19 protein-coding genes are annotated in these 22,999 nt (G+C 67.5%); 6 read left to right on the forward strand and 13 right to left on the reverse strand.

Annotation, left to right across the window (positions count from 1 at the left end; genetic code table 11):
• Window positions 1-32: 32 nt before the first annotated feature.
• The 5 genes from rsmA to lptF all read right to left on the reverse strand — a co-directional run bounded on the left by rsmA (window position 33) and on the right by lptF (window position 6,798).
• On the reverse strand, window positions 33-875 hold the full coding sequence (gene rsmA, locus CRO50_RS11270) for a 16S rRNA (adenine(1518)-N(6)/adenine(1519)-N(6))-dimethyltransferase RsmA (protein WP_097146023.1): 843 nt from the start codon (window positions 873-875) through the stop codon (window positions 33-35).
• Window positions 876-2,138, reverse strand: coding sequence for a peptidyl-prolyl cis-trans isomerase (locus CRO50_RS11275; protein ID WP_179747259.1), 1,263 nt, complete (start codon window positions 2,136-2,138; stop codon window positions 876-878).
• Window positions 2,139-2,273: 135 nt separating this feature from the next.
• Complete coding sequence (locus CRO50_RS11280; RefSeq protein ID WP_232617827.1) at window positions 2,274-4,532, reverse strand: LPS-assembly protein LptD; 2,259 nt, start codon at window positions 4,530-4,532, stop codon at window positions 2,274-2,276.
• On the reverse strand, window positions 4,532-5,647 hold the full coding sequence (gene lptG, locus CRO50_RS11285; protein ID WP_097146025.1) for an LPS export ABC transporter permease LptG: 1,116 nt from the start codon (window positions 5,645-5,647) through the stop codon (window positions 4,532-4,534). The genes CRO50_RS11280 and lptG overlap by 1 nt, the downstream gene beginning before the upstream one ends.
• Window positions 5,644-6,798 carry an LPS export ABC transporter permease LptF gene (gene lptF, locus CRO50_RS11290; RefSeq protein ID WP_179747260.1) on the reverse strand — a complete coding sequence of 385 codons (1,155 nt, stop codon included), beginning with the start codon at window positions 6,796-6,798 and terminating at the stop codon, window positions 5,644-5,646. Before lptF ends, lptG begins: the two co-directional genes overlap by 4 nt.
• A gap of 220 nt (window positions 6,799-7,018) precedes the next feature.
• Between lptF and CRO50_RS11295 the strand changes: the two genes are divergently transcribed.
• The 3 genes from CRO50_RS11295 (at window position 7,019) to CRO50_RS11305 (ending at window position 9,583) form a co-directional block, all read left to right on the forward strand.
• Entirely contained in the window at window positions 7,019-8,473 is a 1,455-nt protein-coding gene (locus tag CRO50_RS11295; protein ID WP_097146027.1) for a leucyl aminopeptidase, read from the forward strand.
• Between the two features lie 3 nt (window positions 8,474-8,476).
• The gene (locus CRO50_RS11300) at window positions 8,477-8,941 is read left to right on the forward strand and encodes a DNA polymerase III subunit chi (RefSeq protein WP_097146028.1); all 465 of its coding nucleotides are present in this window, start codon (window positions 8,477-8,479) and stop codon (window positions 8,939-8,941) included.
• A 129-nt stretch (window positions 8,942-9,070) separates the two neighbouring features.
• Window positions 9,071-9,583: a c-type cytochrome gene (locus CRO50_RS11305; protein WP_097146029.1), complete on the forward strand. Its 513-nt coding sequence runs from the start codon at window positions 9,071-9,073 to the stop codon at window positions 9,581-9,583.
• Between the two features lie 42 nt (window positions 9,584-9,625).
• Here the strand turns inward: CRO50_RS11305 and hflX are convergent, their stop codons facing one another.
• From hflX to CRO50_RS11330, 5 genes are all read right to left on the reverse strand, one after another.
• Window positions 9,626-10,897 (reverse strand): GTPase HflX, encoded by a 1,272-nt coding sequence (gene hflX / locus CRO50_RS11310; RefSeq protein ID WP_179747276.1) that lies wholly within the window; start codon window positions 10,895-10,897, stop codon window positions 9,626-9,628.
• Complete coding sequence (gene hfq, locus CRO50_RS11315) at window positions 10,897-11,136, reverse strand: RNA chaperone Hfq (protein WP_010140812.1); 240 nt, start codon at window positions 11,134-11,136, stop codon at window positions 10,897-10,899. Before hfq ends, hflX begins: the two co-directional genes overlap by 1 nt.
• Window positions 11,137-11,268: 132 nt before the next feature.
• Entirely contained in the window at window positions 11,269-12,819 is a 1,551-nt protein-coding gene (locus CRO50_RS11320; RefSeq protein WP_097146031.1) for a potassium transporter TrkG, read from the reverse strand.
• Between the two features lie 9 nt (window positions 12,820-12,828).
• A complete protein-coding gene (trkA, locus tag CRO50_RS11325) occupies window positions 12,829-14,205 on the reverse strand; it encodes a Trk system potassium transporter TrkA (protein ID WP_097146032.1) in 1,377 nt (458 codons plus the stop codon).
• Between the two features lie 225 nt (window positions 14,206-14,430).
• Window positions 14,431-16,923, reverse strand: coding sequence for a penicillin acylase family protein (locus CRO50_RS11330; protein ID WP_097146033.1), 2,493 nt, complete (start codon window positions 16,921-16,923; stop codon window positions 14,431-14,433).
• A 133-nt stretch (window positions 16,924-17,056) separates the two neighbouring features.
• On the opposite strand from CRO50_RS11330, the gene CRO50_RS11335 reads away from it, so the two are divergent.
• A complete protein-coding gene (locus CRO50_RS11335) occupies window positions 17,057-17,929 on the forward strand; it encodes an NAD(P)-dependent oxidoreductase (protein WP_097146034.1) in 873 nt (290 codons plus the stop codon).
• Window positions 17,930-18,121: 192 nt separating this feature from the next.
• Here CRO50_RS11335 and CRO50_RS11340 read toward each other — a convergent pair whose 3' ends face one another.
• The 3 genes from CRO50_RS11340 to CRO50_RS11350 all read right to left on the reverse strand — a co-directional run bounded on the left by CRO50_RS11340 (window position 18,122) and on the right by CRO50_RS11350 (window position 19,777).
• Window positions 18,122-18,454, reverse strand: coding sequence for a DMT family transporter (locus CRO50_RS11340; protein ID WP_097146035.1), 333 nt, complete (start codon window positions 18,452-18,454; stop codon window positions 18,122-18,124).
• Window positions 18,455-18,464: 10 nt separating this feature from the next.
• Window positions 18,465-19,088, reverse strand: coding sequence for a YitT family protein (locus CRO50_RS11345; RefSeq protein WP_097146036.1), 624 nt, complete (start codon window positions 19,086-19,088; stop codon window positions 18,465-18,467).
• Window positions 19,089-19,150: 62 nt separating this feature from the next.
• Entirely contained in the window at window positions 19,151-19,777 is a 627-nt protein-coding gene (locus CRO50_RS11350) for a YitT family protein (RefSeq protein WP_097146037.1), read from the reverse strand.
• Window positions 19,778-20,019: 242 nt separating this feature from the next.
• Here CRO50_RS11350 and CRO50_RS11355 point away from each other — a divergent pair, with 242 nt between their 5' ends.
• Both CRO50_RS11355 and CRO50_RS11360 read left to right on the forward strand, forming a co-directional pair.
• Window positions 20,020-20,580, forward strand: a complete 561-nt coding sequence (locus tag CRO50_RS11355) for a type 1 glutamine amidotransferase domain-containing protein (RefSeq protein ID WP_097146038.1) — start codon at window positions 20,020-20,022, stop codon at window positions 20,578-20,580.
• A 153-nt stretch (window positions 20,581-20,733) separates the two neighbouring features.
• The gene (locus tag CRO50_RS11360) at window positions 20,734-22,800 is read left to right on the forward strand and encodes a methyl-accepting chemotaxis protein (protein WP_097146039.1); all 2,067 of its coding nucleotides are present in this window, start codon (window positions 20,734-20,736) and stop codon (window positions 22,798-22,800) included.
• Window positions 22,801-22,999: the final 199 nt, after the last annotated feature.

Here is a 22,999-nt window from a genome sequence, read left to right on the forward strand (position 1 = left end):
CCGGCAGGGGCGTGCCGGAGCGCGCTGCCCGCTTAGCCGGCGGCGATATTGCGGGCCAATGCGCAGAATTGCTCAAGCCCGACGGTCTCGGCGCGGTCGGTGGGCTGGATGCCCGAGGCCAGCAGCCGGTCTTCCAGGTCCGGGGCAATGCCCTTCAGCGCCGCGCGCAGCATCTTGCGCCGCTGGTTGAAGGCGCGGGCGACCACGCGCTCCAGCACCTTGGGATCGGCCGGGTAGCGCGGCTCGGGCAGGGCGGTCAGATGCACCACGGCGGAAGAGACCTTGGGCGGCGGGGTGAAGGCCTCGGGCGGCAGGCTGATGGCGATCCGCGCCTCGGCCCGCCAGGAGGCCAGCAGCGCCAGGCGGCCATAGGCCTTCGAGCCGGGCTGGGCGACGATGCGCTCGGCCACCTCGCGCTGGAACATCAGCGTCAGGCTTTCCCAGAAGGGCGGCCATTCGGGCGGCGTCAGCCAGCGCACCAGAAGCTCGGTGCCGACATTGTAGGGCAGGTTGGCGGCGATGCGGATCGGGGGCGTCAGATGCTCCAGCGGGTCGATCTGAAGGGCGTCGCCCTCGATCACCTGCAGGCGGCCCGGATAATGCGCCGCCACTTCCGCGAGCGCGGGCAGGCAACGGGCGTCCTTCTCGATCGCCAGCACCTTGCGCGCGCCTTCTGACAGCAGCCCTCGGGTCAGGCCACCGGGGCCGGGGCCGATCTCCAGCACGTCGCACTCCGTCAGATCGCCCGCCTGGCGGGCGATCTTTGCGGTCAGGTTCAGGTCCAGCAGGAAGTTCTGGCCCAGCGATTTCTTCGCCGCAAGGCCATGGGTCGAGATCACCTCGCGCAGGGGCGGGAGGCCGTCGATGGCGGCCATCTACTCGACGATGCGGGCTTCGGAGCGCAGCTGCGCCAGATAGCCCTCGGCATAGGAGCCCAGACGACGGTTCTGCAGCTGTTGCAGCACGGCACCCCGGTCGATCTCGCCCTCGGCGACCCCACCGGGGGTGCGTCCGCAGAGCATCAGGAAGACCAGGGTCTGGCCGTTGTTGGCGGTCAGCGCGGTCGAGACCTCGTTGTCGTCGAGCTTGGCGAGCTCCAGCGCGATGTCCGAGGGCACCTCGGCCGGGGTCAGCGTGTCGCGGGCCAGGACCTCTTCGGGCTGGCCAAGTGCCAGACCATAGAGATCGTCACAGGTGTCGATCTGCGCCTCGATCTCGGCGGCCTTTGCCAGCGCCTCGGGGGAGCGGCCACCGGGGATGAAGTAGCGGGCATATTCGATGGCGGAATATTCCTGGCGCGCGGCGCCGCTTTCCTGGATCGCACGCAGCTGGAACAGGGCGAAGGCGCCGTTGACCTGCTGCGGAGCGGTCACCTCACCGGGGCGCAGGCCCATGATCACCGGCTGCAGCGCCGGGGGCAGGTTAGAGATGCTCATCCAGCTGATGCGGCCGCCCTCATCGCGGCTCGGCGCGGCAGAATACTGGCGCGCGGCGGCCGCGAAATCGTCGATGCTGGTCAGCTGCGAGATCTGGCGCGCCAGATCGCCCGCGGCCTGCGGGTTCTGGGCGGTCGGAATGAAGATCTCGGACAGCAGGACCTGCACGCCGCCCTCGCGGGCCTGGCTGGCGATGGCACGGTCGATCTCTTCTTCCGAGACATTCACCTTGCCCGCGAAGAGACCCCGCACCACCTGGCGCCAGACCACGTTGGAGGCGATGAAATCGCGGTAGGTCTGGGCGGCGATGCCCTCCTGCTCCAGTGCGGCGACGAATTGCTCCAGCGGCAGATTGGCCTGCGAGGCGAATTGCTCCATCGAGGTGCGCACGTCCTCGGGGTTGGCGGCAAGGCCGAAGCGTTCGGCGGCGCCGGCCTTGAGGCGGTCCTCGATCAGCTGCTCGCGGGCCAGCTCGGCGGTGTCGCCGGGGGCGTTGAAGACCTGCAGCAGGCGGGCGCGCTGGTCCAGTTCGTATTCGGTGATCACCTTGTCATTGACGCGGATCGCCGGGCCGAAGCTCTGCGCCGCGGCGGGCAGGGCGGTGCCCATGAGCGCGAGGCAGGCCGCCAGCGGCGACAGCAACCGCGAGAGCCTGCGGCTGGCCCTGCGGGGACGGGGACCTTGCGAATGGGATCTTGTCATGTCTGCCCTGCTCATCTCTGCCTTCGTCACTTTCCGGCGGAATAGGTGAATGGCTCCGCCCTTTAGCCCTATCTATATCGGATCGGGCCGATCTCTCAATCGCTTCCTGCCGCGGGGGCCGTCAAGGCCCGTGCCCTACTTGCAGGACTTGCTGGATACCTTGCTGCCGTCCGAGGCCTGGAAGCCGCGCAATCCGACGGTGAAACTGAAATCGGTCGAGGGGGACAGCACGGTGGAAGAGGCAAAGCTCTTGGACACCGAGAAGGCCACGTCGACGCATTCATTGGACCATTTGACGCCGAAACCCGCCTGGGCCAGGCGGTCGTCGGCCACATCGTAGCGCACGTTCGCCGAGGTCAGCCAGCTGTCGTTCCAGCGGTAATCCCCCGCGACCACCCATTCCGAGATCACGTTGGGCCGATCCTCGTCCAGGTCGCCGGCCAGCCAGACATAGGAGGCCGCGAGCGAGACGCTCTCGTTGTTCCAGGCCGCGCGGGCTTCGGTCTTGTGCGGGTCGATGCCGCCCTCGAAAAGGCCGCGGGCCGAGAGGCTGAAGCCGTCGTCGGTGCTGATCTGCCCGGCGATCAGCAGATCCGAGAACTGCGAACTGAGGCCTGAGGACTCGCTGAAGGCGGGGTCGGGGTCTTCCTGCACCACCTGGCCCAGCACCAGGCGGCCTTCCCAGCCCGAGGGGTCGAAATGGCTGAACGAGACCCCGTAGGCCCCACGCCAGCCACGTTCGCGCCGGTCGGGGGCGGTGAAACGGGTGAGGCCCAGCAGGTTGCCCTCGTCGAATTCAAGCCGGGTGCTCTCGTCATTGGCCACATCCAGCGCGGTGCCGCCGGACCAGGCGAGCTGGGCGACGGGTTCCAGCACCTGGGTTCCGCCGCCGGGCAGCTGGCGCAGCATCGGCCAGCTCAGCGTCAGGGCCCCCATCGGGGTGACGCCGGTCTGGTTGACGGGCAGGCCGGCATCCTGGCCGGTGCGGAAGGCATCCAGGGCGACCCCGGCCACCAGCTCGGCGCGCAGACCGGCAGGCAGGGTGTACCAGCGGCGCCAGTCGGCGCTGGCAGAGAGCCGCGTCACGTCACGCCCGTCGGTCACGCTATCGGTATCGGGCCCGTCGATATCGCTGTCGGAATAGCGGTGGTGATGGTGCCACTCGGTGCCCAGGCGCAGCTCTCCGCCCAGCATCGCCGGGAAATGGCGCATCTCGTAGCTGGCATCGCCGATGATCGAGGGCAGGGTCGAGTTGTCCTCGTCGTCGCGCAGCGAATAGTAGTGGGTCAGCGAGAGGCTGAGCCATTCGTCCCGCCGCGCGCGCTCCACCGCCAGCCGGCTGTCGAGGCGGTCCTTGCTGGAATAGGCGTAGTCGGCCAGGTATCCGTCATCGGCCACCGCCTCGATGTCGAAGCTCAGCACCAGGTCGCGGGGCAGCAGGAAGCGGCCCGCCGCCTCGATATAGCCGCGCGCCTCGTCGGGCAGCAGCTCGTCCGAGCTGATCGCGCCCGAGATGCCAAGCGCGCCCTCGGCGAAGGCCTGGCGGTAGCGGAATTCCAGGGTGCGGCTGTTCTGCGACATATAGGGCGTCAGCAGCAGGTCACGGCTTTCGCCGATGGCCCAGAAATAGGGCAGCTTCAGCCCGGTCCCCAGCCGCGAATTGCGCTTGATCGAGGGGATCAGGAACCCAGTCGCCCGCGTCTGGTTCGGATCGGGCATCCGCATGTGCGGCAGGTAGAGCAGCGGCACCCCGAGCACCTCGAAGCGCGCTGCGTCGAAGTAGATCTGGCCCGCCTCGGCGTCATGGGTCACCCGCCTGGCGCGGATCTGCCAGAGCGGCGGGCGCCCGTCGTCGCAGACGTGGCAGGACGAGACCGTGGCCTTGACCAGTTCCGAGTAGCGCTCTTCGCTGCGGGTGATCTGCGCCGCCGCCATCTGCACTTGCGACGAGAGCATCATCCGCGCCCCGGTCAGCAGGCCATTGCGCAGATCGGCGTCGAGCCGCGCGGCATCGGCGACGATCACCGTCTCGCCGCCCTCCTGGGTCAGGCGGATCGGGCCTTCGATGACCAGCTCTCCGGTCGACTGGTCGAAAGAGATCTTCGAGGCGCTGAGCCGGACATCGCCCTGCAGCGCCTCGACGTTGCCCTCGGCCACGATGCGGTCATTGCCGGCCAGCCAGATGCGGTCGGCCACCAGCATGGCGGCTTCAGAGCGCGCCTGCGCCTGGGTTTCGGTCTGCGCCTGCGCCTGGTGCGGCGGCAGCAGCACCGGGGCGAGGCCCAGCACGGCGGCAAGGGTCACGGTCGCCAGCGGGCGCCGGGCAGTCCCGCGCCGGGGGGCACGGGCCCCTGCGTCGGTGGTGCAAGGGGCGGGGCGGAAAGGAGCCGCCATCAGCCATCCTCCATCTGTAGCAAGAGCCCGGTGGACAGCAGAAGCGCTGCAACCGGCGGCGCCCAGGCCGCCAGCATCACCGGGATCTGTCCGTTCTCGCCCAGCACCTGTGCGAAGTTCCGGATGTAGTAAAGGGAAAAGCCCAGCATGATCGCCACCAGCACCGACTGTCCGGTCTTGCCGAAGCGCGCCGGGCGCATGGTGAAGGCCGCCGAGACCACGACCATGGCCAGCAGGAAGAGCGGCCGGGCGAGTTCCATCTGCAGCCAGACCATGTGGCGGCGGGCCGAGAACCCGGCGCTTTCCAGCTGCGAGATATAGGCCGGAAGCTCCCAGACCGGGATCGCGGAGGGGTCGCCGAAGCTGTCGCGGATGCGCTCTTCGGTCAGGGTCGAGGGCAGGGAGTAGCTGTCATGGTATTCCGCCAGGGCCTCGGGGTTGATGCCCTCGCCAAGTGGCCAGAGCTTGACCCCGCGCAGCGCCCAGGCACCGCTGACCAGCTTGGCGCTTTCGGCCTCGATGCGGCGCAGCGGCCCGCCGCCCTCGCCATCGGGGCCTGAGGGCGCATAGGCCAGCATGGTGACATCGAAGAGCTCCGTGGCCTGGGGGTTGGCGCGGGCCGCGCGGATCACCGTCTGGCCGTTGCTGCCGCCCTGGCGCAGCCAGAGCCCCTCGGCCGAGACCGAGAGCGTGTCGACGCCGCCCGAGCGATAGCTCTCGGCCACCGCCTCGAAGCGTTTCGAGGTCGAGGCGACGATGGGGTTCATCATGCCGACCGAGACCAGCCCGATCAGCAGCGCCACCGCCAGCGGTGCCAGCAGCGTCTTCAGCCCCGAGCGCCCGACGGCGCGGGCAACCACCAGCTCTGACGAGCGCGCCAGCGCCAGGAAAAGCGAAACGGTGGCAAGGATCATGATCAGCGGCAGGATCTCGTAGAGACCGGCGGGCAGGTTCAGCAGCACCAGCCCCAGCACCTGGTCCAGCGAGACGTCGTAATTCGACATCTTCCGGTTCTGCTCGACCAGGTCGATCATGGCGGTCAGCAGGAAGAAGATACCGAAGATCAGGAAGAACGACTTGGCGAAGCGACGGGCGAAATAGGCGTGCAGGATCATGCGGTGGCCTCCGCCTCGGGCAGGGCCCTGTCACGGGGGCGATGCGCGCGGGCCGCCCAGGCGAGCAACCCTACCGACAGCAGCGCGCCCACCAGGGTGGGCAGGTAGAGCAGCGGCCAGAGATCGGCATCCTTGCGCACGGGATCGGTCACCAGCCCCTCGACGAATTTCACCACGATCAGCAGCGAGACGGCGAAGACGATCTGCTTCCAGACACCGAAGCGCGAGAAGCCCCCGACCTGCAGCGCCGAGAAGCCGATGAGCGCCGCCACGACACAGAGCAGCGCCTGGGTGAAGCGGCCATGGGCCTCCTGCACGACCCAGCCCTCGCTGCGGCCGGTGACCGCCATGGCGGTCTCGGTCCGGGCCAGCAGCCGCCAGGTCGAGAGGTCGCGGATGCCGAGCTTCACCTCGTCAGAGACGTCGATCAACGCGCCCACGTCATAGGCGAAGTCCTCGAAATGGGTGGTGTAGAGCCGCCGTGTCTGCAGATCCAGCGTCTGCGCCAGCCCGTCGACCATGACCAGCTTCGGCTCAGGCTCTGCCTCGGGGTCCTCGGCGGTGTTGACCAGGTAGGCGCGGGCGGCCGAGTAGTTCTGCACCTCCTCGCTGTCGCGGCGGTCCGACAGGAAGACATCATGCAGCGCGCCATCGGCGTCGATGTCGCGGATGTAGAAGGTGATCCCCGGTGCCGGGTGCAGGAAGGTGCCCTCGGTCAGCATCCGCGCGGTGACATTGCGCGAGATCTCCTTGTTGCGGGTCACGATCTCGGAATGGCTCATCGGCACCAGCAGGTGGGTCAGCACCGACATCATGGCGGCGGTGATCAGCCCGAAACTCAGCACAGGACGGGCCAGCCGCCAGGGTGAGAAGCCGGTGGCCTGCATCACCACCAGCTCGGATTCCGAGGCCAGCCGGTTGGTCACGTAGACCGCTCCGGCAAAGACCGCCATCGGCAGGGTGATGCGCATGACATTGGGCAGGGTGAGCGCGGTATATTCCAGAAAGACCCAGGCCGACTGCCCGTCGGCAATCAGCTGGTCGAAGAGGCGCACTGCGGAATTGATCCAGTAGATCGCCACCAGGATCAGGGCGAAGAATCCGAAGAGCGTCATAAGCTGCGACAGCAGGTATCTGTCGAATCGCGCCACGCGCACCCCCGGATCTTCTGGTTCTTGATGTAATCAGCAGCAGCGGCCCGCCCCCCGGCGAACCTTCGGGAAAGTCTAGCGGGTTTCCCCGCTCGGGAAAACTGCAATCTGGTCAAACCGTGGGCCCCGCGTTAGCTTCCCGCGACAACCCGCCTGTGCGCGCCGCCCGCTTCGACGGGCCCGAGGCGCCCGGCTCCCGCGATCAGCCAAGGAATGACCAGTGACCCAACCCGTTTCCCTCCGTTTCACCGAGACCGATCTTGACGCCCTGCCGGGGCAGGAGGGCCGTCTCGCCGTGGTCGTCTCGCCCGATGGCAAGCTCTCGGCCCCGGCGCGCAGGGTGAACAAGCTGACGAAGGGCGCATTGGTGCGGCTGACCGGCTCGGCGCGCTGGTCGAAGGTGAAGGAGGGCGAGGTGATCACCCTGGCCTTCCCGCAGGGCCTGGCCGCCGAAGCGCTGGACGTGGTGGTGCTGTCCCGCAAGCCCGAGATGGCGCTGCTGCGCCGCACTGGTGCCGCCCTGGGCAAGCTCCTGGGCGAAGAGGGGATGCTGGTGCTGACCGGCAACCTCAAGGGCGCAGAGGACCTGGCCCTGGGCCTGAAGCTGCGCGCCTATGAATACGATGCCCAGAAAACCACCAAGGCCAGCCCGAAGGGCGCGGTGACGATCATGGGCAGCGACCTGCCCGAGGCCGCAGCCGTCGATGCGCTGGCGGAGGGCGTCTTCTTCACCCGCGACCTGGTCAATGCGCCGGCCAACATCCTGACAACCCAGAGCTTTGCCGATCAGCTGGAAGAGCTGAGCGCCCTTGGCGTCGAGGTCGAAGTTCTGGAGGAACCCGATCTCGAGAAGCTGGGCATGGGCGCGCTGCTGGCGGTCGGCAAGGCCTCCGAGATGCCCTCGAAGGTGGTGGTGATGCAGTGGAAGGGCGGCGCGGACGAGGCGCCGCTGGCGCTGATCGGCAAGGGCGTGGTCTTCGACACCGGCGGCATCTCGATCAAGCCCGTGGGCGGCATGGAGGACATGACCATGGACATGGGTGGCGCGGGCACCGTCGCCGGCACCATGAAGACCCTGGCCCTGCGCGGCGCCAAGGCCAACGTGGTGGGCCTGGTCGGGCTGGTCGAGAATACGCTGGCGGGCAATGCCTATCGCCCCGGCGATGCGCTGACCACGATGAAGGGCGACACGGTCGAGGTGATCACCACCGACGCCGAAGGCCGCCTCGTGCTTTGCGATGTCATGTGGTACGCGCAGGAGCGCTTCAAGCCCGCGGGCATGGTCGACCTGGCGACGCTGACCGGCGCGGTGATCATCGCGCTCGGACACGAGATGACCGGCACCTGGTCCAATGACGATGCCTTCTGCGGCAAGTTCCTGAAGGCCGCCGAGGCCGAGGGCGAGGGCGCCTGGCGGATGCCGCTGGCAGCGGGCTACGACGCGCAGCTGAAAAGCCGGATCTCGGACATGAAGAACGTCGGCGGGCGGCCTGCGGGCTCGATCACCGCGGCGCAGTTCCTCAAGCGCTTCGTCAAGGACGAGACCCCCTGGATTCACCTCGACATCGCCGGCACCGCCATGGTCAAGGCGGGCACCGACCTGGCGCCCGGCGGTGCCACGGGCTGGGGTGTGCTGGCGCTGAACCGGCTTGTCGCCGACAGTTTCGAGGTCTGATCCTTGGGCGAAGTCTACTTCTACCACCTGACCCGAAGTTCGGTCGACAGCGCGTTGCAGGCCCTCTTGCCGCGCGCGCTGGCGGCGGGCTGGCGGGTGGCGGTCCGCGGCTCGGACGCGGACCGGCTGGACTGGCTGGACCAGAAGCTGTGGCTGGGCCCCGAGGAAAGCTTCCTGCCCCATGGCCAGGACAAGAACCCCCATCCCGAGCTGCAGCCGGTGCTGCTGACCCTGGGCCAGCCCGCCAACCAGCCCGATTGCCTGATGAGCATCGACGGCGCCGCGCTGGAGCCCTCCGAGATCGAGGGCGTGAAGCGGGCCTGCGTGCTCTTCGACGGCCATGACGAGCCGGCGCTGGTCCATGCCAGGGGGCAGTGGAAGGCGCTCACCGCCGCCGGCTGCGCCGCCGTCTACTGGTCCGAGGAATCAGGCCGCTGGGAGAAGAAGGCTGAAAGCGCCGGCGCCTGATCGCGGCGATGCCCACGGGGCAGGCGGACCGGGCAGGTGGCAGCCATCGCGATCCGGGCCCGGAGCTTTGTCAATTGCCAGCCCACGGTTGGGGCGCCTAACCTGACGGGGCAATTGACGGACAAGACCATGAAGCCAGCCTCTCTCATCGTTCTCGGGATCACCGGCGCCGCGGCGCTCGGCGTGGTGGCCGTGCTGGCCTCGGTGGCGCTGAAGCAAGAGCCCGAGACCGGCCTGCTGGCCTGGCAGGACCCCGAGATCATCGGGCGCGGTGCCAAGATCTACCGCTCGGAATGCAGCAGCTGTCACGGCGGGCTCGACGGGTCGGCACCTGCGGCGGATGCGCCCGAACCCTCGGCCCCGCCCCACGACGAGAACGGCCATAGCTGGAAGCATCCCGATTACGTGCTCTTCGGACTGACCAAATCGGGAGAGGTGGCAGAGCTCTGCCTGACCGGCAATGGCGATGTCGAGATGCCCGAGTTCGCCGAGGCGCTGAACGACCGCCAGATCCTTGACGTGCTGTCCTACATCAAGTCGACCTGGCCCGAGGAGGTGCGTGCGCGGCAGGAGGCCACGAACCAGATCTACGCCGCCCAGAATGCCGCCACGCGGGAGTTGCTGGAAAACGGCGGATCGTGAGCGGCAAGACGGCAGGCCCGCGGAGCGGACCCGCCGATTGTCTTACATGTCGCGGAAGCGGGCCGATTGGCGCGCGGTCCAGAGCACATCCAGCTCGAAGCCCTCTTCGGTCTGCCGCTCGGCCTGCACGATGCCTTCCTTGAAGGCCCAGGCCCGGCGCTTGCCGTCCGAGAAGGGCAGCAGCACGGTTTCGGCGTGCCGCTCGGAATCCAGCGCGCGGGTGACCTCGGCCAGCAGCGCGGGCAGGCCCGCGCCGGTGATCGCCGAGATCGGCAGGATGCTCTCGTCCCGCTCCGAGGCAGTCAGCAGGCGCTCGGCCTCGTCCGTCTCCAGCAGGTCGATCTTGTTCCAGACCTCCAGCACCGGCACCTCTTCGCGCAGGCCCAACTCGGCCAGGATCTCCTCGACATCGGCCTTCTGCTCGCGCGTTTCGGGATGCGAGATATCGCGGACATGCAGCACCAGGTCGGCTTCCAGCACCTCTTCCAGCGTGGCGCGGAAGGCCGCGACCAGCTGGTGCGGGAGGTCCGAGATGAAGCCCACGGTGTCCGAGAGGATGATCTCGGCCCCGGTTTCCAGCTTCACCCGCCGCATGGTCGGGTCCAGTGTGGCAAAAAGCATGTCCTTGGCCAGCACGTCGGCGCCGGTCAGGTAGTTGAACAGCGTCGATTTCCCGGCGTTGGTGTAGCCCACGAGCGCGACGATGGGGAAGGGCACCTTGGCGCGCGAGGCGCGGTGCAGCTCGCGGGTGCGGACGACCTTCTCGAGCTGCCGGCGCAGGCGCACCATCTGTTCGTCGATGGCGCGACGGTCGGCCTCGATCTGGGTTTCGCCGGGGCCGCCGACGAAGCCGAGCCCGCCCCGCTGCCGTTCCAGGTGGGTCCAGGCGCGCACCAGTCGTGTGCGCTGGTAGCCAAGGGCCGCCAGTTCCACCTGCAGCACGCCTTCACGCGTGCGGGCGCGATCCGAGAAGATCTCGAGGATCAGCCCGGTGCGGTCCAGGATCTTGACGTTCCACGCCTTTTCCAGGTTCTGCTGCTGCTTCGGGCTGACCGGCCCGTCAATCAGCACCAGTTCGGCCTCGGCCGTCTTCAGGATCTGCTGGAGCTCTTCGACCTTGCCCTTGCCGAAGAGTGTCTTGGGCTGGGCCGTGGCAATACGGACCAGCTGGTCGCCGACCACCTCGAGACCGGGCAGCGCATGGGCGAGGCTCACGGCCTCTGCCAATGCGTATTGAGGCGCATGACGCGCCTCTTCACCCTTGAACTCGGGGTGGATCACGAAGGCGCGCGTCGGCGCCTGCTCATGTCCGATCAATTTTCGCCGTCGCCTTCATAAAGGGAAATCGGCTGCGACGGCATGATGGTCGAGATCGCGTGCTTGTAGACAAGCTGTGCCTGGCCATCGCGGCGCAGCAGCACACAGAAATTGTCGAACCAGGTAATCACGCCCTGGAGCTTCACACCGTTGATCAGGAAAATCGTCACCGGAACCTTGGTTTTCCGAACGTGGTTCAGGAATGCGTCCTGAAGGTTCTGTCTATCGGAAGCCATTCTTGTTACGCCTTTTTTAAGTTTATTATTGCCGTCCGCGGCTTTCTGCAATTAGCGCTCAGATTATGGGGGCCTGCGGCGGAAGTTTCCAGCCCCGATATCGCAATAGTTTCAGCCTGACGCCAAGCTGCGTCACTCACGCCACAGGTCGGGGTTGAAGAGCGCCAGGATGGCCAGAAGCTCCAGCCGGCCAAGGATCATGAAGGCGCAGAGCGCAAGCTTGGCGCCATCGGTCAGATCCAGCAGGGCGACGGGCTCCGTGCCGCCATGGGTGGCCAGGTTGCCTGCATTGGCCAGCGCCGCCACCGAGAGCACCGTGGCCTCTTCAAAGCTGATGCCGAAGGCCGCGAGGATGGTCATCGAGGCGGCCAGGCAGATGGCGAAGAGCATGAAGAAGACCCAGGCCTGGAAGGCGCCATGGCGGCGGATGCGCCGCCCCGCCTTGCCGCTGCCCGAGACCGAGGAAGGATGCACCAGCCGGTCCATCTCGCGCCGCCCCTGCAGGTAAAGCGCATAGACCCGCAAGAGCTTTACCCCACCCGCAGTGGTGGCCACGCCGCCGCCGATCATCGACAGCCCCATCAGGACCATGCCCGGCGTCGCGAGCCCGGACCAGCTCTGCGCGGTCTGCCAGTGCAGGCTCTCCCAGCCGGTGGTGGTCAGGAACGAAAGTACGGTGAAAGCCGAGCCCCAGAAGGCACCGAAGCCCAGCCCCAGGTCCTCGCCGGAGCTGACCTCGAAGGCGGCGATCCAGTGGCGCAGGAAGAGTAGCACCGGCACCGCGATGACCAGCGCCAGGCCCATGCGGAACTCGGGATCCCGGTAGAGCCCCATGCGCGCCGTCAGCGTGTCCGACGAGAAGGTCACCCGTGACAGGGCAAAGAGCAGGAAGACCGCGATGATCAGCTCTCCGGCAACGCCCGCGCCGGAATGCGCGGGCCCGCCCACGGGGGAAATGCCCGAGGTCGAAAGCGTCGACATGGCGTGGATCAGCGCGGTCAGGGGGCTGTCGCCGGCGATCAGCAGCGCCAGCCAGAGCAGGGCGGTCAGGCCCAGGTAGATGGGGCCCAGCCGGGCCGCGCCCTTCAGCACCCGGCGGATCACCCCGGCGCGCTCGAAACGTGACATCCGCGTCTCGCCCTCGTCACGGCCCGCGGCGGTGACCTCGAAGCCGCCGAGCGACAGCGGCGCCATGACCGCCGCCGCCGAGACCCAGATCAGGAAGCCGCCCATCCAGGCCACCTGCGCCCGCCACAGGTGCAGCGGCGCCGAAAGCCGGCGGGGGTCGTCGTAGAAGCTCATGCCGGTGGTGGTGAAGCTCGAGACCATCTCGACATAGGCATTGAGGAAGCGGGTGTCGGGCAGGCTCTCGGCGAAGGGCACGGCCAGGGGCAGGGGCAGCAGCAGGAAGGCGCAGAAAAGCGCCAGCAGCGCGAAGAGATCGGCCCGCCCGGTGGCCTCGGTCGGCGAAGACCCCCGCGCCAGCCCGATCATCACCGCCAGCACGGTGCCCATGAGCGCCGAGTAGAAGAAGGCCCGCGCCGTGGCGAACTCCTCCATCGCCAGCGCCAGCCCGGCGGGCACCAGCATCGAGACGCAGAGAGCGGCGAAGAGCAGCAGGAACAGCGGCTGCCCTTCCAGGCGGCGCGCCAGCGGTTGCCGGGCAGAGTGGGAGCGGCGCATCGCCCGGCCCTAGAAGTAGTCGATGGAGACCTGCAGAAGGCGCTCCACTTCCGGCACATCGGCGGTGAGCGCGAAGATGACGATGGTGTCGCCCTCTTCGATCACCAGGTCGGCATTGGGCCGCATGACCTTCTCGGCGCGCATCACCGCACCGACCAGCACGCCTTCCGGGAAGGCGATCTCGCGGATCGGGCGGCCGGACATGGGCGAGGTCGAGAGCACATCGGCCTCGATCACCTCGGCCTCGGCATCGCCGATGGAATAGACCCCGCGCACCCGACCGTGGCGGATATGGCGCAGGATCGAGCTGACGGTGGTGGCGCGCGGATTGATATAGGCGTCGATGCCCAGGGGGCCCATGAGCGGTGTCAGCGTCGGGTCGTTGATCAGCGCGATGGCCATGGGGCAGCCCAGGTTCTTGGCCCGCACAGCGGTCAGCATGTTGGTCTTGTCGTCATCGGTGACGCAGAGCACCGCATCGGCGCGGCTGATCCCGGCCTCGGCCAGCAGCGCGCTGTCCAGCCCGTCGCCGTTCAGCACGATGGTCCGCTCCAGCGCATCGGCGGCCTTCTCGGCGATCTTGCGGTTCTTCTCGACCACCTTGGCCCGGATGCGCCGGCCCGAGGTCTCGAGCCGCTTGGCCACGGTCAGCCCGACGTTGCCGCCGCCGACGATGACCACCCGGTCCTGTTGCTTGTTCGACTTGCCGAAGACCTCGAGACAGCGGCTCACGTCCTCGGCATGGACGCAGATATAGCATTCGTCCTCGGGGAAGATCTGGTCGCCCGGCTCGGGCGCGAAGAGGCGGCCTTCGCGGCGGATGCCGACGACCACGGCGCGCAGGGTCGAGAAGAGATCGGTCAGCTGGCGCAGCGGCGTGTTCACCACCGGGCAATCGGGGTCGATCTGGATACCCAGCAGCTGTGCGCGCCCGCCGAGGAATTGCTCCACGTCGAAGGCAGCGGGGGCCGAGAGGCGCTGCAGAGCGGCCTCGGCCACCTCCAGCTCGGGGCTGATCACCACGTCGATGGGCATGTGGTCGCGGCGGTAGAGGTCGGAATAGATCGCGTCGAGATAGCTGCGCGCGCGCAGGCGGGCGATCTTGCGCGGCACCGAGAAGACCGAATGCGCCACCTGGCAGGTGACCATGTTCACCTCGTCCGAAAAGGTCGCGGCGATGATCATGTCGGCATCGCGCGCCCCGGCCTGCTCGAGGATGTCGGGGTAGGAGGCAAAGCCCGCGATCCCCTGCACGTCGAGCGTATCCGTGGCTCGCCGCACCAGGTCGGGGTTGCTGTCCACCACCGTCACGTCGTTGTTTTCACCGGAAAGATGGCGGGCGATTTGCCAGCCGACCTGGCCCGCGCCGCAGATGATGACTTTCATGAGTTCCGACCGCCGAGGCGGGCGCCCTATCCTGAAACTGTCTGAGAGACCTCTGTGGCAGAGCCCGCGCAGGCGGTCAATTCAATTCAAACCCGCAGCGATATCCTGCCCCATGGCTGCCGATCCCGCACGCGCTTTGCCAGGCGCGGTGGCCCTTTCATCCATGCGACGGCCATGAATACTCCTGTCCGGCACGGGTTTCTGGGGGCTGCGCAGACCGAATGCTCAGCGCGGCTCCAGCCGGGTCACGCCGACAGAGGCGGCGCGGGCCAAGGCCTCGTCCAGGGACATGGGGATGTATTCGCCGCGCCGCCACAGCTCGCCCAGGTCGTCGTAGTGGCGGCTCAGCGGGTGGCCCGACTGGCCGGTCGAGGTGATGAAGACAGAGCTGTCGGGATCGGCGAAGTCGTAGACCCCGCGGAAGCCCGCGCCATGGACGTTGAGGAAGGGGTTCTCTCCGGTGCCGACGGTCCGGCCGCGCATCAGCGTGTTGTCCCCGCCCGAGGTGCTCTGGCGGATGTTGACGAAGTAGCGCAGCACCGGCACATCTCCCAGCACCGGGTGGTCATGGGCGGCCTGGTGCAGATCGCCCCAGCGGAGGCTCTCCAGGTTATCGCCATAGCGCTCGGAGATCCACAGCAGCGCCGTGTCCAGCGACTGGCGGGCGATGTCCGAGCAGCTCTCGCGCGGGGTCGATTGCAGGATGTCGCACCAGCGTCTGGCCCCGTCGATGTCGCGGAAGACGCGCTCGATGAAGACCGGGTCGACGTGGATGAAGTCATCGGCCACCGGGCCCAGCTCGTCGCGGATCAGCTTTTCCTGCAGCGCGCGCAGCCAGGCGGCGTAGAGCAGCGGCTCGGGCAGGTGTTCGTTCATCTCGCCATTCCACTCGGCCAGCAGGGTCAGCGCATCCTGGCGCAGCCGCTCGGGCGTGCCTTCGGGGGCCGGGTCGCCGGTGAACCAGAGGTCGCGGCCGATCAGCGGCAGCAGCGAGCGCGCGGTGAAGGACACGGTGTCCAGCTGCGCCTCGATGAAACTGTCGCGGGTATGCACCTGGCGGGTCTGCATCAGGCGCTGCCAGCGATGGATTCGCTGGGTGTCGCCCCAGTCGAAGGTGACATGCTCGGGGAAGGGGCGGTCGATGAACTTGTTGTTGGTATTGCCCAGAAGCCCGCCCCTGGGGTTCACGAACTCGGGGTTGCGGCTATAGGGCAGCATCCCCTGCCAGCGGTTCTGCGGTTGCCAGCCGAGGGCGGGCAGGCGGCCCTGGGTATCGCTGGCCGGATCGCGGGCCGGCATGGCGCCGATGGTCTTCATGGCGATGCCCGAGGCATCCGCCAGGGTCAGGTTCTGCGACGGCGCCACATGGGCCTCGGTCGCGGCGATGGCCTCGTCGATATTGCGCGCATACATCAGGCCCACACCGGCGCTCAGCGTGGTATCCGCCTCCGAAAGCGCCGTCCACGAGACCGAGGCCACATGGCCCTGGGGCGTCACCGAGGCGAGGCGGAAGTGGCTGCCGGGCAGCACCGGGCCGTTCTCGGTCCAGCGCAGGGTCAGGGTGACGGGTGCGCCGTCCTTGACGTTGATGATCGACTTGCGGCTCTCGAAGGGGGCCCAGCCCTCGGGCGTGCGGTATTGCTCAGGGTTCTCGGGGTTCACCTCTTCCATGAAGACATCGAGGTCATCGAGGTAGGAGGAGGTCAGGCCCCAGCCCAGGAAATGCGACCGGCCCGAAAGGATCGAGGGGATGCCGGGGATGGTGGCGCCGATGACGCCGCCCTGTTGCAGCTCGAGCCGCGCCAGGTACCAGATCGCCGGGGCCGAGAAGCCCAGGTGCGGGTCATTGGCCAGCAGCGTGCCGCCCGAGGCCGAGCGCGAGGGTGCTGCGGCGAAGGCATTCGAGGCGCCCTCCTGTCCCGGTCGCGGGAAGGGCGAGAGAGAGCTGCGGGGCAGGCCGAAGTCATCGAGACCCGCGGCCGAAGCCAGGCGGGTGGAGGCGGCGCCGGGGATCACGCCGGGCATGACCTGCGCATAGCCAGGTGCGGCGATGGCGGCGCCGGGGGCATCGGGCAGGATATCCTGCAGCATCGAGGGCTCGGGCAGCGAGAGCGAGACGCGGGCGCGTTGCACCTCGTCCTCGAGCGCGCCGGACAGCTGCACGGCCATGAGCTTGCCGATGGCGATGGAATCGGCGGGCTGCCAGGGCGCGACGGGGGCGTCGAAGAGGAACATCTCGGGCGCGCCACGGCCCAGGGCGTCGCGGTTGATCTCGGCCAGGCGGGCGTTGACGCCTGCGGCATAGGCAGTGAGGGCGGCAGAGGTGCGCGCGTCCTGCGCCGGCACCGAGGCGATGGCCAGCCGGTAGAGGTCGAAACGCCGCATCAGCCGGTCGACGGGCAGGGTGCGGGCGCCGAAGACCTCGGACAGGCGGCCCTGCACGGTGCGGCGCAGGGTGATCATCTGCCAGAGCCGGTCCTGGGCATGGGCGTAGCCCAGCCCGAAGAAGACATCGCGGTCGCTCTCGGCGAAGACATGCGGCACATCGGCGGTATCGCGGACGATCTCGACCGGCGCGGAGAGCCCGGCGACGCGCAGGGTCTTGTCGTAGTCGGGCAGCGAACGGGAGGCCAGGTAATAGACCCCGAGGACAGCCAGCACGGTCAGGAAGACAAGGCCTCCGGCGATGCGCAGCAGCCAGCGGAATAGCGTCGACATGTGTTCTCCTGCCCCGACGGGTCCCCAAATTCCGGCTCTTGCCTTCCGGCGCGGTGCCGGACAGTCTTGCGGCCGAAACGACCGCGCCCGTCCGGCAGGGACCGGCGCGAGCACCAATACAGGGGAATGAACGATGGTGAAAGCAGCCTTTCTGGGTCTCGGCGTCATGGGCTATCCGATGGCCGGACACCTGGTGGCCGCGGGTCACGACGTGACCGTCTACAACCGCACCACGGCCAAGGCCGAGGCCTGGGTCGCGCAGCACGGTGGCGCCATGGCGCCCACGCCGGCCGAGGCGGTGGCCGGTGCCGATGTGGTGATGACATGCGTCGGCAACGACGACGACCTGCGCGCGGTCTGCGCCGGGGCGGGCGGCGCCTTCGAGGCGATGAAACCGGGCGCGATCCTGGTCGATCACACCACCGTTTCGGCCCGTGTCACCAGCGAGCTGGCCGCCATTGCCGCAGGCAAGGGGCTGGGCTTCGTCGATGCGCCGATCTCGGGCGGCCAGGCCGGTGCCGAGAACGGCGCGCTCTCGGTCATGTGCGGCGGCGCGCAGGAGACCTTCGACACGGTCGCGCCGATCATCGACGCCTATGCCAAGGTCTGCCGCCTGATGGGGCCCTCGGGCGCCGGTCAGATCACCAAGATGTGCAACCAGATCGCCATTGCCGGCGTGGTGCAGGGTCTCGCCGAGGCGGTGAACTTTGCCCAGAAATCCGGCATGGACGGCGAGAAGGTGATCGAGGTGATCTCCCAGGGGGCGGCGGGCTCCTGGCAGATGTCGAACCGCTACCAGACCATGCTGGAAGATCACTACGAGCACGGTTTCGCCGTTGACTGGATGCGCAAGGACCTGGGCATCTGCCTGTCCACCGGCGACGAGATCGGGGCGGCCCTGCCGCTCACCGCGCTTGTCGATCAGTTCTACAAGGACGTGCAGGCCATGGGTGGCGGTCGCTGGGATACCTCGGCGCTGCTGAAGCGGCTGAAGGCCTTCGGCTGAGACCCCCTGCGGGGCACGAAGAGGGGGGCGGCGCGGCCTGCGGCCACGCCGCCCCCCGGTTCATCTAAGGCTTAGGTCGCGCGGCTGGAGGACGCCTTGGGCGGGCATGCCTCGGAGAAGCTGAAAGTGGCGCATTGCGCCCCTTTGTCATGGGCGGCTGGCGAAAGCCGCCGGTCGAGCCGGACGCGCGCCTCAGTGCGGGGTGGTGTTGGAGAAGACCTGGATCACCGCGATGCCGCCGCCGATCATCAGCATGCCCAGCACCGCGGGAAGGTCCAGCTTCTGGCCGAAGACCAGGTATCCGATCGCCGCGATGCAGATGATGCCCAGACCCGACCAGAGCGCATAGACCACCCCCACGGGCATGTGGCGCAGGGTCAGCGACAGGAAGTAGAAGCTGAGCGCATAGGCCACCAGCGTCAGCGCCGAGGGCGCGAGCCGGGTGAACTGCTGGCTGGCGGTCAGGGCCGAGGTGCCGATGGTCTCGAGCACCACGGCGATGATCAGGGTCAGATAGGCGGGCATTGAGGTTCCCTCAGGTGGCGACGTACCAGTCCTTGCGGTGGTTGATGGCGATGACGAAGTTCACCACCACGGCCCCCAGCAGGGACCAGATGAAGGCCGTGCCCGGCAGCACGAAGAAGGCTACGGCGAAGAGGCCGGCATCGAAGCTGAGCTGCGTCCAGCCGGCGCGGAAGCCGGTCTTTTCCTGCAGGTAGAGCCCCAGGATGCCGATGCCCCCCAGAGAGGCGCCATGGCGGAAGAGCGCCAGCAGGCCCGCGCCGGTGATGAAGCCGAAGAGGATGGCGCCGACCCAGGGGGTGAGCTCGCTGAACACCACCTGGGTGCCGAGGAACTTCGACAGCACCGAAAGCATCGCCACGGCGATGAAGGTCTTGATGGTGAAGCGCAGCCCCATGCGGGCATAGCCCAGCCAGTAGAAGGGCAGGTTCACCAGGAAGAAGACCAGCCCGAAGCTCCAGCCCGTGACATAGGAAAGCAGCACCGCCAGCCCCGCCGTCTGGCCCGTCACCAGGCCGAGGTGGGTCAGGATCACGATGCCAAGCCCGCACATCGAGGTGCCGAAGAGCAGCCCCTGGGCATCTGCCAGCGGCGAATGGCCCTGGGCTTGGGAATCCTTGGTCTGGGTCTTGCTCATCGGTGTCTCCGGGGTGGCTTGTGACCCCCTCTAGCTGTGGCCAAATTCGCTGTCCAGTGCCGCTAGTCGGCTATGTAGACATCGCGGCGGTGGTTGAAGGCGATGACTCCGTTGAGGATCAGCGCCCCATAGAGCGAATAGGCGACGGTGCGGGTGTCGAAGAGGAAGAAGGCCACGGTGAAGAGCACCGCATCGACGATCAGCTGCACGTAACCGGCGCGGAAGCCGGTGCGGTCCTGGATCATCAGCGCGATCACCCCCAGCCCGCCGAGCGAGCCCTTGTGCCGGAAGACCCCGAGCAGGCCGTAGCCCGTGAGCACCCCGAAGATCGTGGTACCGAGGATCGGGTTCAGCGTCTCGAACTGCAGCCCGATGGGCAGGTAGTCCACCAGCAGCGACAGCGCCGTGACGCAGAAAAAGCTCTTCAGGGTGAACTCGGCCCCCAGGCGCTTCCAGGCGAAGGCGTAGAACGGCAGGTTGATCAGGAAGAAGACCGTGCCGAAGCTCCAGCCCGAGGCATAGGCGATGATCAACGCCAGGCCGGCGGTCTGGCCGGTGATGAAGCCAAGCGAGGACAGGAAGATGATCCCCGTCGCCGAGGTCAGCAGGGCGATGGCGAACCCCTGGGCATCTTCGATGGGCGTGTGGCTGTAGCGGTATTCGGTGGGGATCGGCATCGGGGCCGGCATCGCAGTCTCCGTCAATAATGGGTCAGCAATGCTTCCCTTGTATCCCGCCGCGACGGCGAATCCCATAGAGAAAGCGCTTCAGGCGCTGCCTGCGACGCAACGTGCCCGGACATCGGGCAAATTCCCGCCTGCGGTCGGGGAGGGGCCCCGGCGCGATGGAACAGGACGGCAGTCGGTACCGTTGATCGCATGAAGGGGGCGGCCTCTCTGCCCCACGAGACATGCATGAAAAGGAACATCCCATGCCCGCAATCGATCAGTCCCGCGTCCTTGTCCTGGCCACCAACGGCTTCGAGCAATCCGAACTGGAAGTGCCGCGTGATGCGTTGAAGGACCGTGGCGCCACGGTCCATGTCGTCAGCTTGGACGGCAAGCCGATCCGTGGCTGGCAGGGCAGCGACTGGGGCACCGAGGTGCCCGCCGACGCCGCGCTGTCCGATGTCACTGCAGCAGACTACGATGCCATCGTTCTGCCCGGTGGCCAGATCAACCCCGACATCCTGCGCACGAAGCCCGAGGCGGTCTCGCTCGTGAAGGCGTTCCATGACGCCGGCAAGATCATCGCCGCCATCTGCCACGGCCCCTGGCTGCTGGTCGAGGCGGGTATCGTGAAGGACCTGCCCGTGACCTCCTATCACTCGATCCGCACCGACGTGGAAAACGCCGGTGGCAAATGGGAGGACAGCGCCGTGGTCTGCGAGCGCGGCATCGTCACCTCGCGCAGCCCCGACGACCTGCAGGCCTTCGTCGACAAGATCGTCGAAGAGATCCGCGAAGGCCGTCACCAGCGCCACGCGGCCTGAAGCCCTCCGCGTCCTGCAAGGGGGGAGCCCCTGCCGCGACAGGTCCCGCATGTGCGGGATCTGTCAAATTGCCTTCATGCCGCCAGCCCTCGTTCACGATACCTAAACTGCCGTGCCCTAGCGTCAGCCGAGGTTGTGAAACGAGAGGCTGGCATGCTTTCATTCCTATCCAGGTCTTCGCAGACCCAGACCCGCGACACTTCGGCCGAGATCGACGCGATCTGCCGGTCCCACCTGATGGTCTGGTACGACATGGAGGGCACGATCCTCGATGCGAATGACAAGTTCTGCGAAGAGACCGGCTATTCGCATGGCGAGGTGGTGGGAAAGTCCTACAAGGTCTTCGTGCGCGAAAAGGATCACGACCTGCCCGAGCTGCGCACGCTCTGGCGCGACATGGGCGAAGGCAAGTCGGTCAACCGGATCGTCCCGCGGCTGAACCGCGCCGGAGAGGAGATCTGGTTCGACGTCACCTATACGCCGGTCAAAGGGCCCGAGGGTGGCTATACCCATGTCCTGAGCGTCGCGCGCGAGATCTCTCGCAACCACTTCCGCAGGCGCGACAATCGCAGCCAGGTGGATGCGGTGAAACGCTCCATGGCGGTGGCGGAATATGAACTCGACGGGCGGCTGATCGACGCCAACGAGCTTTTCCTGAAGCCCATGGGCTACAAGCTGGAAGACGTGAAGGGCAAGCACCACCGCACCTTCATGGACCCCGAGGAAGCCGCGGCCCCCGCCTATGCCGACTTCTGGTCCCGACTGCGCCAGGGCTCTTCGGAAAGCGGGCAGGTGCGCCGGCGGGATCGCAACGGCGCCTATCGCTGGCTGGAAGCCACCTACGAGACGCTGATCGACCCCGAGGGGCGGCCCTTCAAGGTGGTCTGCTACGCCTTCGACACGACCGATGCCAAGAACCTGGCCGCCGATGCCGCCAGCCAGATCGCGGCGATCAACCGCGTGCAGGCGGTGATCGAGTTCGACACCCGCGGCAAGGTCACCGCTGTCAACGACACCTTCTGTGCGGCCATGGGCTATGAGCGGGACGAGATCGTCGGCAAGCATCACTCGATGTTCGTCGACCGCGCCTATGCCAAGTCCCCGGAGTACGAGACCTTCTGGGCCGACCTGCGCGCCGGGCGGGATGTCTCGGGCAATTTCCAGCGCCTCGGCAAGGGGGGGCGGGTCGTCCATATCCGCGCCAGCTACAATCCGATCTACAATGCCTCGGGCGAGGTGGTGAAGGTGGTGAAATATGCCATCGACACCACGGCCCTGCAGCAGACCGTGGACACGATGCAGGCCGGGCTCGACCGGCTGGCCGACGGCGATCTCACCGTCCGGCTGGAGCAGAACCTGGGCCAGCTGGACACGGTGCGCCAGCGCTTCAACAGCGCGGTCAGCAAGATCGAAGAGGTGATCGGCCAGGTGCTGGTGCGCTCCAACGACGTGCACAGCGAGACCGGCGCGATCACCGGCGCCACCACCGAGCTCTCGCGCCGCACCGAACAGCAGGCGGCGACGCTGCAGGAAACTGCGGCGGCCCTGACGGAGCTTTCGGTCTCGGTCCAGCATGCGGCGGAGGCGGCGAACGAGGCCAAGACCAAGGCCGACCTGGCCAAGAAGAGCACAGAGGAATCGGGGCGCGTGGTCGACAATGCCGTCGGCGCGATGACCGAGATCCAGGAGAGCTCGAACAAGATCACCTCGATCACCAATGTGATCGACGACATCGCCTTCCAGACCAACCTGCTGGCGCTCAACGCGGGCGTCGAGGCCGCGCGGGCCGGCGACGCCGGGCGCGGCTTCGCGGTGGTGGCGCAAGAAGTGCGGGCGCTGGCGCAGCGCTCCTCCGAGGCGGCGCGCGAGATCGCCGAGCTGATCTCGGCCTCGACCCGCCAGGTCGGGCGCGGGGTGGATCTTGTCGGCCAGGCCGGGACCTCGATCCGCACCATCGATTCCATGTTCGGAGAGATCAACGATATCGTCGCACAGATCGCCGGTTCCGCCAGCGAGCAGGCGCGCGGGATCTCGGAGATGAACACGGCGGTGAACCAGCTCGACCACGCCACCCAGGAAAATGCCGCCATGGCGGAAGAGACCAATGCCGCGACCCAGACCCTGGCAGGCGGCATCGCCGATGTGCAGGCCGCGGTGTCGTTCTTCAGTTCCGAGCAAGGCAGGAGCCCGGCGCGGCCAGCCTATCGCGCGGCGAGTTGATCTGCGCCAAGGGAGCGAGGCCAAGGTTTCCGGGGGCGAGGCACGGATAGATCCTTTTCCATGTCCGCGCGTCGTGGAACCGGGGCTGTGGCAGGAAAGGCCGTAACGCAGCTTTCTTGATGGGTAGAGGTTGCTGTGGGGGAGTCCCCTCCGGCCTCAGGGCGGCGGCCCTGGGTGGGGGAGACTGCCCTGGTCCGCA

It is taken from the genome of Pseudooceanicola antarcticus (assembly GCF_900215355.1).
Taxonomy (GTDB): domain Bacteria; phylum Pseudomonadota; class Alphaproteobacteria; order Rhodobacterales; family Rhodobacteraceae; genus Pseudooceanicola; species Pseudooceanicola antarcticus.